Origin of the sequence: Sorangium sp. So ce1335 (genome assembly GCF_051521615.1) — a bacterium.
Taxonomy (GTDB): Bacteria; Myxococcota_A; Polyangia; order Polyangiales; family Polyangiaceae; genus Sorangium.
Window position 1 is genome coordinate 7127216 of record NZ_CP150363.1, and the last position, 14725, is coordinate 7141940.

The following is a 14725-nucleotide window of genomic DNA, read 5'->3' on the forward strand; positions in this document are numbered from 1 at the left end:
CGGCCTCTCCTCCTCGTGGTGGGTTCGTTCACAGCGGCCACGAGCGCACGGAGAGGCCGACCTGCAAGCTTTCCGTTCAAGCGCTTGGAATTGCTGGCGTTCCCGAATCAGGATCGGGAATTTAGAACATCGTTCTCGTCGAGCGAGCGAGAAATGAACCGCCAAGACGCCAAGAAGAAGACAATGTCTTGGCGGCGTCAGGTGCTCCGCCCGAGCGCGCGCGCGAAATCGGCGACCGCCTCCTCCTGGTCGCTGTTCTCGATCGTCCCCGGCCGGCAGCGCCTCACGGCGGCGATGGCCTCGGCCGGCGCGAAGCCGCGCTTGACCAGGCACGCGGCCGCGACGAGGCCCGTCCTGCCGCGGCCAGCCCAGCAGTGAACGATCGCCGCGCGCCCGCGCGCGGCCGTGTCGAGGATCCGATCGACCGGCTCCTTCAGCGTCGCGACATCGGACGGCACGGAGAAGTCGCCGATGGGCCATCGCAGGACCACGAGCCCCCGCTCCCCGGCGCGCTCGACGAGGTCCGGGATCCCCAGGTAATCGAGCTCGTGCTCGCCGACGAGGGAGACGAGGAGGTCCGCGCCGTGGAGGCGGCGGAGCTCGTCGAGATCATCGACCAGCGCGCGGCCCTGCCCGGGCGCCGCCATCATCCCGATGCCCGCAAGGAGGCCGGTCATCGCAGGAGGCAGGTAGTCGACGCGCATGGATCAGCCGCTGAGCTCTACCACGTCGGGAGCCCCTCGCGCGCGCCGTGGGGCTGAGGCGGCGGGCCCTCCCCGGCACCAGCGGGCCCGCTTGCCCCCTCCCCCGGGCGCAGCGCCGCCCCTACAGCACCGCGGACGCGACAGCAGTCCATGGTCCCGTCTCATCGCGCGCAAGAGCCGCCGATGCGCGAAGATGCGGGGACAGGCTTCGAAGCGCCCTGGCCGTACCTGTCGCACCCGAGGACCTCATGGGACGAACCTTCTCCGAGCTGGACGACGACCTCACCGCCTTCCTCGCCGAGCAGCGCATCTTCTTCGTCGCCTCCGCGCCCTCGGGCGACGGCGGGCACGTCAACGTGTCGCCGAAGGGGTACGACACCTTCCGCGTCCTCGACCCGCGGACCGTCGCCTACCTCGACCTGACCGGCAGCGGCGTGGAGACCATCGCGCACCTGCGCGACAACGGCCGCATCACGCTGATGTTCTGCGCGTTCTCCGGCCCACCGCGCATCCTGCGCCTGCAGGGGCGCGGCGAGCCGGTCTTCCCCGGCGACGCGCGCTTCGACGCGCTCGCGGGCCTGTTCCCGCCGCTCCAGGGGGTCCGGGCGGTGATCCGGATCGCGCTCGATCGCATCGCCACGTCGTGCGGCTACGCCGTGCCGCACATGGTGTACGAGGGCGAGCGGGACACGTTGTCGAAATGGGCGGAGCGGAAGGGGCCGGAGGGCCTCTCGCGCTATCAGCTGGAGAAGAACACGACGAGCATCGACGGCCTGCCAGGCCTACCCCCGGAGGTGACCCACCATGAGTCATGACATCGATCACCTGCACCACGTCGGCCATGTCGTGCGCGACATGGCAGGAGGCCTCGAGCTCTACCGGCGGCTCGGCTTCCGCATATCGCCGCCGGCCTATCCCATGCTGTCGCGCAGCCAGGGCGAGCCCCCCCGGCCCTTCGGCGCGGGGAACACCCACGCCGACTTCCCGCGCAGCTTCGTGGAGCTCGTGAGCTGCGTCGACGACGACGACCCCGACCGGCTCCCGGCCAACGCAAAGCGCATCCCCCTCCAGGCGCCCCCGGAGCACCTCGCGCGGATCACCGAGTCCATCCGCAGCACCGTCGCGAAGATCGCCGCGTGCGCCGCCCGCTTCCAGGGCCTGCACATCCTCGTGCTCAAGACCGCCGACGCCGACGCCGCCGCCCGCCGGCTGAGCGCGGAGGGCGTCGGGCACGGGGGCGTCATCACCATTCGACGCCCGGTGGACACCGCGAGCGGGACGCAGATGGAGCCGGTCCGGCTCGTCGAGCTCGACAGCGATGCACCCGGGGCAGGCCAGGTGCCCGAGGGGAGGCTCGCCGTCGCGGAGAACTCGCCGGCAGCGCTGCTCGCGGCGCAGCCCCACCTGGAGCACCCCAACGGCGCTGTGGATCTCGTCGAGTCCGTGCTCTGCGTCGCCCAGGCCGACCTGCCCGAGGTGGAGCGCCGCTACGAGAAGTACCTCGGCCGCCCCGCGCGCGCGGAAGGACCGGCGCGCGTCTTCGATCTCGACGGCTCGCGGATCACCCTCGTCGCCGACGGCGATCTCGGGACGATCCTGCCCGGCGAGCGAGCCCCCGCGCTGCCGGCCTTCGTCGCCTACGCCGTCGCGGTGCGCGACGTCGGCGTCGCGCGGAAGCTGCTCGAGGAGAACGGATTCCCGCTGAAGGTGTCGGCCGCCGGCGACCTCTTCGTCCCTGCCGACGCGGCCCTCGGCGCCGCGATCCTCTTCCGAGAGAGCAGGCGAAACGCCATCTGAGCCACCGCCGCCCGGCCCAGCGAGGCGGCCGGAGCGCGAGCGCGCGAGCCTTGCGCCATCAGCCTCCCACGCATCTCTCGACGTCCCGCGGACGCCCGGATGTCAAGCCCAAACGGGTTGTTGGAGCCCGGCACCGCGCGGAGGACCTCCGCGGGGCACAGGAAGCTGCCGAGTCCGTCCCCGCCGCGGCGCGCTATGCGCGTCATTCGTCCGCGCCGCGCGGGTGGAATCCACCGTGGAGAGACGTCGTGAAGAGACGTCGTGGCGAGGCGTCGAGTCGCGCAGGATGGAGCGATTTTCGGCTAGAGGTGCGAGGGGCGCCCGATCTACCCTGGAACAGGGTCGTCGACTTCCTGCCCGAGCGCAGTCGCTCGTGTTCGTCGAGGTGTGTCGTGAGTTTGAGAACGTCTTATCTGGCTTTGGCGGTGGGCTTACTTCAAGTAACTGCCGCCTGCGGGGGGGATCCACCCTCCGTGGGCGGCGCGGGCGGCGCGGGCGGCGCGGGGAGCGGCGCGGTCTCCAGCGGCACCGGCGACGCCGGCAGCGGCGGTAGCGACTTCGCCGGCGGCGTCGGCTCCACCAGCGGGACCGGCGGCGACGGGCCCGACCCGTGCGCGGGCGACGACCCGCCCCCCGAGTGCGAGTTGCCGCAGGAGCCAGCCTGCGGCGACGGCGAGATCAACCAGGCCAGCGAGGCGTGCGACGACGGCAACAGCCTGCCCGGCGACTGCTGTTCCGGGCTGTGCGAGATCGAGCCCTACTGCGAGTGTCCGACGCCCGGCGAGCCGTGCGTGCTGACGATCGCGTGCGGCGACGGCGTCCTCGATCCTGGCGAGTTCTGCGACGACGGCAACACCGCCGACGGCGACGGGTGCAGCGCCGACTGCTACTTCGTCGACCCGTCGTACGTCTGCCCGCGGCCGGGCGAGCCGTGCACGCTGCTCTACGACTGCGGCGATGGCCGCGTGAACGGCTCGGAGGCGTGCGACGACGGCAACGACAGCTCCGGCGACGGCTGCAGCGCCACGTGCACGCGCGAGCCGGGCTTCGCGTGCTCGCGGCCCAATCACCCCTGCGAGCGGCTGCCGGTCTGCGGCAACGGCGCGAAGGAAGCCGGCGAGCAGTGCGACGACGGCAACGACCTGAGCGGCGACGGCTGCTCGAGCCTCTGCCGCCAGGAGGCGTTCTACACCTGCACCACGCCGGGCCAGCCCTGCGAGCTCCAGATCCGGTGCGGCGACGGCAGGGTCGACCCCGGCGAGATCTGCGACGACGGCAACACGACGGGCGGCGACGGCTGCAGCGCCGATTGCCGGGTGCTCGATCCGCAGTTCGTGTGCCCCGCGCCGGGCGAGCCGTGCATCCGCCTGTACCGCTGCGGCGACGGTCGCGTGAACAACGGCGAGCAGTGCGAGGACGGCGACGACCCGCCGGTGTCCGGCGACGGCTGCAGCGCGACGTGCACCCGCGAGCCGGGCTACGTGTGCCGGAGGCCGGGGGAGGCCTGCGAGCTCCTGCCGGTCTGCGGCAACGGGCTCCTCGAGAGCGGCGAGCAGTGCGACGACGGCAACGCCGCGAGCGGCGACGGCTGCTCGAGCCTCTGCCGGCAGGAGGCGTTCTACACCTGTCCGAGGCCGGGCCAGCCCTGCCAGGGGACGATCCGGTGCGGCGACGGCACCGTGAACCCGGGCGAGCTCTGCGACGACGGCAACACCGTGAGCGGCGACGGCTGCACCGCGGACTGCAGCGCGGTCGAGTCGCCCTACGTGTGCTCCCGGCCCGGCCAGCCCTGCACCCTCCCCTTCCGGTGCGGCGATGGCCGCGTGAACAACGGTGAGGAGTGCGAGGACGGCGACGACCCGCCGGCGTCCGGCGACGGCTGCAGCGCGACGTGCACCCGCGAGGAGGGGTATCAGTGCAGCCGGCCCGGTCAACCGTGCACGCGGCTCCCTGTCTGCGGCAACGGCGCCAGGGAGACCGGCGAGCAGTGCGATGACGGCAACACCGCCGGCGGCGACGGCTGCTCGAGCCTCTGCCGCGAGGAGGCGTTCTACACCTGCCCGACGCCGGGCCAGCCCTGCACGCGGACGACCCGCTGCGGCGACGGCGCCGTGAACCCGGGCGAGCTCTGCGACGACGGCAACACCGTGAGCGGCGACGGCTGCACCGCGGACTGCAGCGCGATCGAGGCGGCCTATGCGTGCCCCGAGGCGGGTGAGCCCTGCGTGCTGCTCCACCGGTGCGGCGACGGCCGCGTGAACGGCAGCGAGCAGTGCGACGACGGCGGGGCGGCGTCCGGCGACGGCTGCACGGCCGACTGCCGGCTCGAGGACGGCTGGATCTGCAGGCCGGGACAGCCCTGCACGCGGAGGACGTTCTGCGGCGACGGCGTGATCCAGGCGGGCGAGCAGTGCGACGACGGCGGCGACACGAGCCCCGTCGGCGGCGACGGCTGCACCGCGCAGTGCAAGATCGAGCTCGGCTGGACGTGCCCAGAGGCCGGCGGGCGCTGCACGCCGCCGCCGGAGCCCGTGTGCGGCGACGGCGTGATCGGCGGCACCGAGTCGTGCGACGACGGCCAGGAGCCCCCGGCCGACGGCGACGGCTGCAGCGCCGACTGCCAGATCATCGAGGACGGGTGGGATTGCTCGCGCGTGGGCTTCCCCTGCAAGACGGTCTGCGGCGACGGCATCAAGATGGGCGCCGAGCAGTGCGACGACGGCAACCTCTTCGGCGGCGACGGCTGCGACGAGACCTGCAAGATCGAGCCGGGCCGGGTGTGCGACGACGGCGAGCCTCAGGATTGCGGGGGTTACTCCGTCTGCGGCGACGGCATCGTCGAGGGCACCGAGGTCTGCGACGACGGCAACACCACCTGGCGCGACGGCTGCACGCCGGACTGCAAGCGCGAGCCGAGCTGCCCGGCCGGCGAGTGCGTGTCGGAGTGCGGCGACGGCATCCTGCTGCCGGGCGACGAGACCGAGCAGTGCGACGACGGCAACAACGAGAGCGGGGACGGCTGCTCCGCCGACTGCGCGATCGAGCCCGGCTACGTCTGCTCCGTGGAGCCCACGGAGATGCGGCTGCCGATGGTCCTCCGCGACTTCATCGGCTGGTGCCCGCAGGACTACAACTTCAGCTCCACGGCCAACAGCGCCTGCGACGCCGATCAGCGCGATAGCCTTCGCGGGCACTTCGACTTCGAGATCAACCCCGACGGCGCGCAGACCGACGGCACCGTCCTTTCGACGCTCGACGCCGACGGCAAGCCCGTGAACGCCCGCGGGAACGGCTTCTTCACGCCGTCCGCCGCGAACGGCTGGACCTCGGGGCAAACGAACTTCCAGTGGTGGTACCGGGACAACCCCAACTACAACAGGACGCTCATCACCACGATCGACCTGATCGAGACGACCCCCGGCACCTTCGTGTACGAGCGGGAGCCGTTCTGGCCGCTCGACCTCAACCCGCCTGCCGGGGATCCCGTGCTCGAGAGCCTGCTCGCCACGGGCGATGAGGTCGCGCAGAACGGCGACGGAAACCAGCGGCACAACTTCTACTTCACGAGCGAGGTCCGCTACTGGTTCCAGTTCAACTCGGACCCGGGGGAGGCCGACCCGGTGCTCACGTTCTTCGGTGACGACGACGTCTGGGTGTTCATCAAGAACACGCTGACCGCGGACATCGGCGGCATCCACCAGCGCAACCAGGAGAGCGTGACCATCCTCGACAACGGCAACGCCCGCGTGACCCCCTGCGACGACAACAACTGCACGCGGCGCGATCCCTACAACGTCACCCTGAACCTCCAGCACGGCAGGGTCTACGAGATCGCGGTGTTCCAGGCCGAGCGCCACGTCACCGGCTCGAACTACCAGCTCACGCTGGCGGGCTTCAGCGCCGGCAGGTCGATCTGCGAGCCCGAGTGCGGCGGGGAGGAGCCGGTCGTGACGCCGGGGGAGGAGTGCGACGACGGCCTCGACAACGGGCCGGGCTACGGCAAGTGCAACAACTGCCAGCTCGGGCCGTACTGCGGCGACGGCATCCGGAACGGCCCCGAGGCGTGCGACAACGGCGTCAACAACAGCACGTACGCCAACGCGTCCGGCGCCTGCGCGCCGGGGTGCGTGGCCCCGCCCCGCTGCGGCGACGGCGCGGTCAACGCCCCGTACGAGGCGTGCGACCTCGGCAGCGGCAACACGGCGAACGGCTACGGCGGCTGCACGACGTCGTGCGAGATCGGCCCGTCGTGCGGCGATGGCGTCGTGAACGGCCCCGAGCAGTGCGACGACGGCATCAACGACGGCGCGTACGACACCTGCAACCCGAACTGCACGCGGGCCCCGCGGTGCGGCGACGGCAGCGTCGACGAGGAGTGGGGCGAGGAGTGCGACGACCCGACCGACTCGAACTGCGTCAACTGCCGGATCCCCGAGCAGTGCGGCAACGGCGTCACGCAGCCGGAGTACGACGAGGAGTGCGACGACGGCGTGAACGACGGCGGGTACGGCCAGTGCGGCCCGTCGTGCGTGCTCGGGCCGCGCTGCGGCGACGGGATCGTCCAGCCGGGCGACGAGAGCTGCGACCTCGGCGACGGGCGCAACACCGGCGCTTACGGCGGTTGCACGGCGTCCTGCACCTACGGCCCGTACTGCGGCGATGGCATCCGGAACGGCACCGAGGGGTGCGACGACGGCGTGAACGACGGCGCGTACGGCACCTGCAACCCGGGCTGCACGCCGGCGCCGAGGTGCGGCGACCGCCGCGTCGACGTGGACTGGGGCGAGGAGTGCGACAGCCCGAACGACTCGACCTGCGTCAACTGCCGGATCGCCTCGCAATGCGGCAACGGCGTCACGCAGCCGGAGCACGGCGAGGAGTGCGACGACGGCGTGAACGACGGCGGGTACGGCCAGTGCGGCCCGTCGTGCGTGTACGGGCCGCGCTGCGGCGACGGCATCGTCCAGCCCGGCGAGGAGGAATGCGACCTCGGCGACGGGCGGAACACCGGCGCTTACGGCGGCTGCACGGCGGCCTGCACCTACGCGCCGTACTGCGGCGATGGCGTCAGGAACGGCGCCGAGGCGTGCGACGACGGCGTGAACGACGGCACGTACGGCACGTGCGCCCCGGGCTGCGCGCCGGCGCCGAGGTGCGGCGACAACCGCGTCGACGCGGAGTGGGGCGAGGAGTGCGACAGCGTGAACGACCTCACCTGCGCGAGCTGCCGGCTCGCCTCGCACTGCGGCGACGGGGTGACGCAGGCGCAGTTCGGCGAGGAGTGCGACGACGGCATCAACGACGGCGGCTACGGCCAGTGCGGCGTGGGGTGCGTGTACGGGCCCCGCTGCGGCGACGCGATCGTCCAGCCCGAGGAGGAGGACTGCGACCTCGGCGAGGGGAAGAACGACGGCGCCTATGGCGGCTGCAACGTGCTCTGCCAGTACGGGCCGTACTGCGGCGACGGCGTCATCAGCGGCGCCGAGACGTGCGACGACGGCAAGAACGACGGCTTCTACGGGAGCTGCACGCGCGAGTGCACCCCGGCGGCGCGCTGCGGTGACAACCGCGTCGACGAGGACTGGGGCGAGCAGTGCGACCCGCCGAACGCGGCGACGGGCTGCAGCAACAACTGCCGCCTCGGCGCGCAGTGCGGCGACGGCGTCGTCCAGGTCGGCGAGCAGTGCGACGACGGCAAGAACGACGGCGGTTACGGCGAGTGCGGCCCGCGCTGCCAGCTCGGCCCGCGCTGCGGCGACGGCATCCGCAACGGCACCGAGCAGTGCGACGACGGCGACGGCAACAACACCGGCGGGTACGGCAAGTGCGCGCCGGGGTGCGTCTACGGCCCGTACTGCGGCGACGGCAGGCTGCAGAGCCTCTACGAGGACTGCGACGACGGCAACCGCGTGGGCGGCGACGGCTGCAGCGTGACCTGCCAGTACGACAGCATCCCGAACTGACCCGTCGGCCGCGGGCGCGCGGGGAGCAGGCCTCGACCGAGGCCTGCCCCCGCGGCGCAGCCGCCCGCGACGCTGACCTCCCCGCCCGCGACGCTGACCTCCCCGCCCGCGACGCTGACCTCCCCGCCCGCGACGCTGACCTCCCCGCCCGCGACGCTGACCTCCCCGCCCGCGACGCTGACCTCCCCGCCCGCGACGCTGACCTCCCCGCCCGCGACGCTGACCTCCCCGCCCGCGACGCTGACCTCCCCGCCCGCGACGCTGACCCAAAGAGCGACCTCCGGGCGATACGGCGATACGAGATCGATCCCGCGGATCGTCCAGCCGCTCACCTGGTAGGCTTTACTCCCCTCATCACATCCGATGCGGGCTACCGACAGCTCGACATCTCGGCGGCTCTCGTCGGTCGGGAGAGGGAGCGTCGGTCAGGTCGCCCCTCCGTCGGGCCGGCGCCGGATCACGGAGGGAACGCCCATCAAGGAGCCATCCATGCTCACGCCGCGACCTACCCTGTTTGCCTTCTCCGTGGCGACGACCGCGCTCGCGCTGACGAACCCGGCATCTGCTGCGCTCACGGATCCCCTCCACCCGTCGCAGATCATCTGCGGCTCCCAGTTCAGCCCCAGCGGCCACGGTCTCGGCGCGGGGCACGCCGACATGGGCCTGCTGTGCCGCTACACTGCGCACGATTTCTATGAGCAGGAGTTCATCCCCCACGTCTACGCGCTCTTGCACCCCGGCGAGCCCGGCACGGCAGAGGACGGCTTCAGCTCGGTCACCGCGGACACGACGTTCCTGATCCCCGGCGGCACCCTGGTCTCGCCGGGGACGAGCCTCGCCAGCTACTTCGGGCAGATCTTCGCCTCGAGCGCCCCGGAGTTCCTCGACATCTCCCTCGACTACACCTTCAAGCCGATCGATCTGAGCACCGTCATCATCCACGGGGCCCCGATCTTCACGTTCATCGATCACGAGCACGGAGGCACCGTGAGGCAAGTGCGCCTCTCTGTCGAAGCCGTGTACCGGCGCAGCCGCAGGACGCCGCGCGGCTGGGAGCTGATCACCGAGTTCTTCACCTACCAGAGCCCGTTCCTCGATGATCTGCCGCTCGTGTGCCAGGACGGCATCACCTACAACCTCTGAGCGCCACCGTCGTCCGCCGGCGAGCGCGCCCCCGAGGACGCGCTCGCCGGCGAGGCCTCGGAGACGCGCCTCGGGGGCGGCGCGCGTCACGGGAGATCGCGCCAGACCAGACACGCGACGCGCGCAACATCGTGTTTCGACTGATGATCTCGCCCCGCTCGCCCGCGCGTGGCAGGATGGCGCGGCATGGTCGAGAAGGTGGTCGAAGAGACGGTATTCCAGGGCGGGATCAACACCGTGCGCCGGCGCGGCGACAGGGTGTACCGGCCCGCGTCCGCCGCGGCGCCGGCCATCCACCGGCTGCTGCGGCACCTGCGGTCAGCAGGCTTCGACGCGGCGCCGGAGCCGTTCGGGTACGACGACGAGGGGAACGAGGTGCTGTCGTACCTCGAGGGCGACGTCCACAACGCCCTTCCGGCCGCGCTGCGGACCCCCGAGCTCCTGATCTCCGCCGCCACGCTGCTGCGCCGCTATCACGACGCGACCGCGACGTTCGTGCCAAGGCCGGACGACAGGTGGCAACACCCGCCCCGATCGCCGGCCGAGGTGATCTGCCACGGCGACGTCGCGCCCTACAACAGCGTCGTCCGCGACGGCCGGGTGGTGGGCTTCATCGACTTCGACGTCGCCCACCCGGGCCCGCGCGTCTGGGATCTGGCGTACGCGGTCTACCGGTTCGCCCCGCTGCACGCGCCGACCAACCCGGACAGCGCCGGCAGCCCGGAGGAGCAGGCCCGGCGGACAGCCCGGTTCTGCCGGGCCTACGGCGTCGAGCCCGGGGCCTCGCTGCTCGACACCGTGACCGATCGGCTCACGGCGCTCCTCGCCTCCATGCGCGCGCGGGCCGAGGCCGGCGAGGCCGCGGCCCAGGCGCACATCGCGGCCGGCCACCCCGCGCTCTACGAAGAGGACATCCGCTACGTGCGGGCGCAGCGCGAGCTCCTGCTGCGGGTCTTCGCCGCTCCCCCGGACGACCCGAGCTGAGCCGCCGTGCCAGCGCCTCGCGCCGCGTGATCGCCAGGCGATCCCGCCGCCATGGCCCAGGCGAACCGCGCGGGGATCGCGCGGGCATCGCGCGTGGAATGCGCGATCGCGGCGCTTGCGGTCGGCCCCCCCGGGCACCACACGCCCGCCGAGGGAACCACCATGACAAGACACCAAGCCGAGACGCCGGTGAAGCACCCGGCGGAGTACGAGAGCGACCTGAACCCCAACGCCATGGCGGGCCAGAACATCGGCGCGCCCTCGCCGGCCGACGACACGATGCCCGCCGCCGACCTCAAGGAGACCCACATCCTGCTCCCCGAGCTCAACAACGAAGAGCTACGGTCCCTGCGGATCGTCCGGCCGGGCCGGCGCCTCGAGACGAACGCGACGTACATCGACCTCAACGACCGCGAGCGCGGCGAGTTCACCGTCACGGGCGAGAAGGTGACAAGGCCCGACGACCTGATCGTGCCCAAGAAGCACACCGACTACGAGCTCTGGAACCGGCTCCGCGGCCTGCACGGCGCGAAGCGCACCGGCACCGATCGGTAGTCCGACGAGACCGCTGCTCTCCCGCGATCCGCGGGCGGCTATGGTGGGAGCGCCGCCCCTCGTGTAACCTCGCGCCCGGAGCCGGGGGCGAATGGAGCAGCAGGGGTCGCGGTCCAGGGTGCTCGTCGTCGACGACAACGCGCAGAACCGCGCCCTGGCCCAGGCGACGCTCGAGGACGACGGCTACGACGTCGTGCTCGCCGTCACGGGGGAGGAGGCGATCGAGCAGTTCGAGCGCCACAGGCCGGACTGCGTGCTGCTCGACGTGCGGATGCCCGGGATGGACGGCTTCGCCGTGTGCGCCCGGATCCGCGGCCTGCCCGGCGGCGAGGGCACGCCGATCGTCTTCTTGACCGCGCTCCGCGACGTCGACACGTTCGACAGCGCGCTGCGCGCCGGCGGCGACGACTTCCTGACGAAGCCCGTCCGCCCCTCGGAGCTGCTCGTCCGGGTGCAGGCCGCGCTGCGGCTGCGCCGCCTCGGCGCGGAGCTGCGCGAGCACGTCGAGCTCGTCCGGCAGCAGCGCGACGCCCTCATGCGCCTCCAGCTCCAGAAGGAGCAGCTCACCGCCTTCGTCGTCCACGATCTGAAGAACCCCGTGAGCAGCATGGACCTGCACGCGCAGTACCTGCTCCGGGACCGCGCGCTCCCGGAGGCGGCGCGCGACTCCGCGCGGCACATCCGCGCAGAGGCGCGGTCGCTCCTGCGGCTCATCTACAACCTGCTCGACATCAGCAAGAGCGAGGAGGGGCGGCTCGCCCCGGAGCGCGCGCGCGTCGACCTCCGCGCGCTCGTGCTCGAGGTGTTCGCCGCGCTCGAGCTGCGCGCGAGCTCCCGGTCGCTGTCGCTGCGCGAGGCCGTCGAGGCGCCCGCGGTCCGGGCCGACCCGGACCTGCTCCGCCGCACCATCGAGAACCTCCTCGAGAACGCGATCTCCCACGCCCCGGTCGGCAGCGCGGTGGTCGTCGGCGCCGTGAAGGACGGCGGCGAGGTGGAGCTCCGCGTGGCGGACTCGGGCCCGGGCGTCCCCGCCGAGATGCGCGCGCGGGTGTTCGATCGCTTCGTCCAGCTCGGCGGCGAGGCGGCGGACCTCCACCGGGGCGGCCGGGGCCTCGGGCTCGCGTTCTGCAAGATGGCCGTCGAGGCGCACGGCGGGCGCATCTGGGTCGAGGACAACGCGCCCGGCGCGATCTTCTGTGTGAGGCTCCCCGATGAGGAATGAACAGCCCGAGCGCGCGCGTCCGCCCGAGCACGCGCCCGCGGTCCCGCAGCTCGACGACGACAAGTTCCGCCAGCTCATCGACGCGGCGCCCGACGCCATGGTCGTCGTCGACGAGCAGGCGCGCATCGTGTTCGTCAACATCCAGACCGAGCGGCTGTTCGGCTACGCCCGCGGCGAGCTCATCGGGCAGTCGATCGAGATCCTCCTGCCGGAGCGCTTCCGGCAGACGCACGTCGCGCACCGCTCGTCGTTCATCGCGGCGCCGAAGGCGCGCCCGATGGGATCGGGCCTGGAGCTGTTCGGCCGGCGGAAGGACGGCGGCGAGTTCCCTGTCGAGATCAGCCTGAGCCCGCTGAAGACGGAGAGCGGCACGCTCGTCTCGAGCGCCATCCGGGACATCAGCGAGCGCAAGCGGGTCGAGCTCACCATGCAGCGGCTGGCCGCGATCGTCGACTCCTCCGAGGACGCCGTCATCGGCGAGTCGCTCGACGGGCGCATCACGAGCTGGAACCGGGGCGCGCAGAAGATCTTCGGCTACTCCGCCGAGGAGATGCTCGACAGGCCCGTCACCCTCCTCTCCCCGCCGGGGCGGGAGGACGAGGTGCCCCGGACGCTGGAGCGGATCCGGAGAGGCGAGCACATCCAGCACTTCGAGACCGTCCGCAGGCGCAGCGATGGCAGGGACATCGACGTCTCGATCACCGTCTCTCCGATCTACGACTCCCTCGGCAACGTCGTGGGCACCTCGAAGGTGGCCCGCGACATCAGCGAGCGCAGGCGCCTGGAGGCCGCGGCCAAGCGCACGAACGACCTCCTGTGGAGCGCGGTGGAGAGCATCCAGGGCGCGTTCGCCGTGTTCGACGCGCAGGATCGGCTCGCGCTCTGCAACAGCGCGTACAGGCACTGGCTCGGCGCGCGGGTGAACGGCCCGATGATCGGGCGGAGCCACGGCGAGCTCCTCGAGGAGAGCCTCGGCGCGGAGCTCTTCGCCCTCGCCGGCGAGGACCCGGCCGCCTTCCGCGCGCGGCTGCTCGCCTACCACGCCGAGCCGAGCGGCGCCCTGGATCTCCGCACGAGCGACGGGCGCAGCCTGCGCATGACCGAGCGCCGCACGGCCGAGGGCGGGACCGTGACGACGATCTGGGACGTGACCGGCGACGAGCAGCGCGCGGAGGAGCTGCGCAAGGCGCGGGCCCTCGCCGAGGCGGCCAGCACCGCGAAGAGCGAGTTCCTCGCGTCGATGAGCCACGAGCTCCGCACGCCGCTCAACGCGATCCTCGGCTTCGCCCAGCTCCTCCAGCGCGACAGGAAGACGCCGCTCACCGATCGCCAGCGGGAGCGGATCGAGCACGTCCTGAAGGGCGGCGAGCACCTGCTCAAGCTCATCGACGACATCCTGGACCTCTCGCGCATCGAGGCGGGCCGCGTGACGGTGTCGCTCGAGCCCGTGGACGTCCCCGAGGTGCTGGCCGAGGTGAAGACGACGCTCGATCCGATGGCCCAGCGCGCCGGCATCGAGCTCTCGCTCGCGCCCCTGCCCGCGGGGCTGCCGAAGATCACCGCGGATCGCACGCGCTTCGCGCAGATCCTCATGAACTACGGGTCGAACGCGATCAAGTACGGCCGGCGGGGCGGGCACGCGACGCTCGTCGTGTCGGCGCCGGACGAGGGGTTCGTGCGGGTGTGCGTGGCGGACGACGGCATCGGCATCGCGCGCGAGCAGCACGCGAAGCTCTTCCAGCCGTTCCAGCGCGCCGGCCAGGAGACGGGGCCGATCGAGGGGACCGGGATCGGCCTCGCCATCACGAAGCGGCTCGCGGAGCTCATGGGCGGCCGCGTCGGCTTCAGCAGCGCGCCGGGCAGCGGATCCGAGTTCTGGATCGCGCTCCCCGCGCACGAGGCCCCGCCGGAGTCCGACGCCGCGGCGCAGTCGAGCGCGCGCGTCGAGGTGTCGCCGCTCGCCGGCCCCGGCGGCGTCCGCCACACGGTCCTCTACGTCGAGGACAACCCGTCGAATATCGCGTTCATGGAGGAGCTCATCTCGGAGTTCGAGCGCGTCCACCTGACCACGGCGCCCAACGCGGAGATCGGCATCGAGCTCGCGCGGGCGCGGCGGCCCGACGTCGTGATCATGGACATCAACCTCCCCGGCATGAGCGGCTACGAGGCCATGCGCCGGCTGCAGGAGTGGCCGGAGACGCGCGCCATCCCCGTGATCGCGCTCAGCGCGGCCGCGATGCCGCGGGACACCCGCCGCGCCGAGGAGGCCGGATTCTACCGCTACCTCACGAAGCCGGTGAGGCTCGACGAGCTGACCGGCGTCCTCGAGGAGCTGCTCGTCCCGGGCGCGCGCTGAC

10 protein-coding genes are annotated in these 14725 nt (G+C 72.2%); 8 read left to right on the forward strand and 2 right to left on the reverse strand.

Translation table 11 applies throughout. The annotated features are described in order from the left end of the window. Positions 1-197: 197 nt before the first annotated feature. Positions 198-677 (reverse strand): phosphatase domain-containing putative toxin, encoded by a 480-nt coding sequence (locus WMF24_RS26320; protein ID WP_437730140.1) that lies wholly within the window; start codon positions 675-677, stop codon positions 198-200. Positions 678-952: 275 nt separating this feature from the next. Between WMF24_RS26320 and WMF24_RS26325 the strand changes: the two genes are divergently transcribed. The 3 genes from WMF24_RS26325 to WMF24_RS26335 all read left to right on the forward strand — a co-directional run bounded on the left by WMF24_RS26325 (position 953) and on the right by WMF24_RS26335 (position 8464). Further along, positions 953-1519, forward strand: a complete 567-nt coding sequence (locus WMF24_RS26325; protein ID WP_437730141.1) for a pyridoxamine 5'-phosphate oxidase family protein — start codon at positions 953-955, stop codon at positions 1517-1519. Beyond that, positions 1509-2501: a VOC family protein gene (locus WMF24_RS26330; protein ID WP_437730142.1), complete on the forward strand. Its 993-nt coding sequence runs from the start codon at positions 1509-1511 to the stop codon at positions 2499-2501. The genes WMF24_RS26325 and WMF24_RS26330 overlap by 11 nt, the downstream gene beginning before the upstream one ends. 473 nt (positions 2502-2974) lie before the next feature. Then, complete coding sequence (locus tag WMF24_RS26335) at positions 2975-8464, forward strand: DUF4215 domain-containing protein (protein WP_437730143.1); 5490 nt, start codon at positions 2975-2977, stop codon at positions 8462-8464. On the opposite strand, the gene WMF24_RS26340 is transcribed toward WMF24_RS26335, so the two are convergent. Continuing rightward, positions 8383-8796, reverse strand: a complete 414-nt coding sequence (locus WMF24_RS26340) for a hypothetical protein (protein WP_437730144.1) — start codon at positions 8794-8796, stop codon at positions 8383-8385. The genes WMF24_RS26335 and WMF24_RS26340 overlap by 82 nt on opposite strands. A 157-nt stretch (positions 8797-8953) precedes the next feature. On the opposite strand from WMF24_RS26340, the gene WMF24_RS26345 reads away from it, so the two are divergent. The 5 genes from WMF24_RS26345 (at position 8954) to WMF24_RS26365 (ending at position 14724) form a co-directional block, all read left to right on the forward strand. Beyond that, a complete protein-coding gene (locus WMF24_RS26345; protein WP_437730145.1) occupies positions 8954-9607 on the forward strand; it encodes a hypothetical protein in 654 nt (217 codons plus the stop codon). Between the two features lie 186 nt (positions 9608-9793). Further along, a complete protein-coding gene (locus tag WMF24_RS26350; RefSeq protein WP_437730146.1) occupies positions 9794-10591 on the forward strand; it encodes an aminoglycoside phosphotransferase family protein in 798 nt (265 codons plus the stop codon). 162 nt (positions 10592-10753) lie between these two features. Beyond that, positions 10754-11146, forward strand: coding sequence for a hypothetical protein (locus tag WMF24_RS26355; protein WP_437730147.1), 393 nt, complete (start codon positions 10754-10756; stop codon positions 11144-11146). 91 nt (positions 11147-11237) lie between these two features. Continuing rightward, entirely contained in the window at positions 11238-12368 is a 1131-nt protein-coding gene (locus WMF24_RS26360) for a hybrid sensor histidine kinase/response regulator (protein ID WP_437730148.1), read from the forward strand. Further along, complete coding sequence (locus tag WMF24_RS26365; RefSeq protein WP_437730149.1) at positions 12358-14724, forward strand: PAS domain S-box protein; 2367 nt, start codon at positions 12358-12360, stop codon at positions 14722-14724. Before WMF24_RS26360 ends, WMF24_RS26365 begins: the two co-directional genes overlap by 11 nt. Position 14725: the final 1 nt, after the last annotated feature.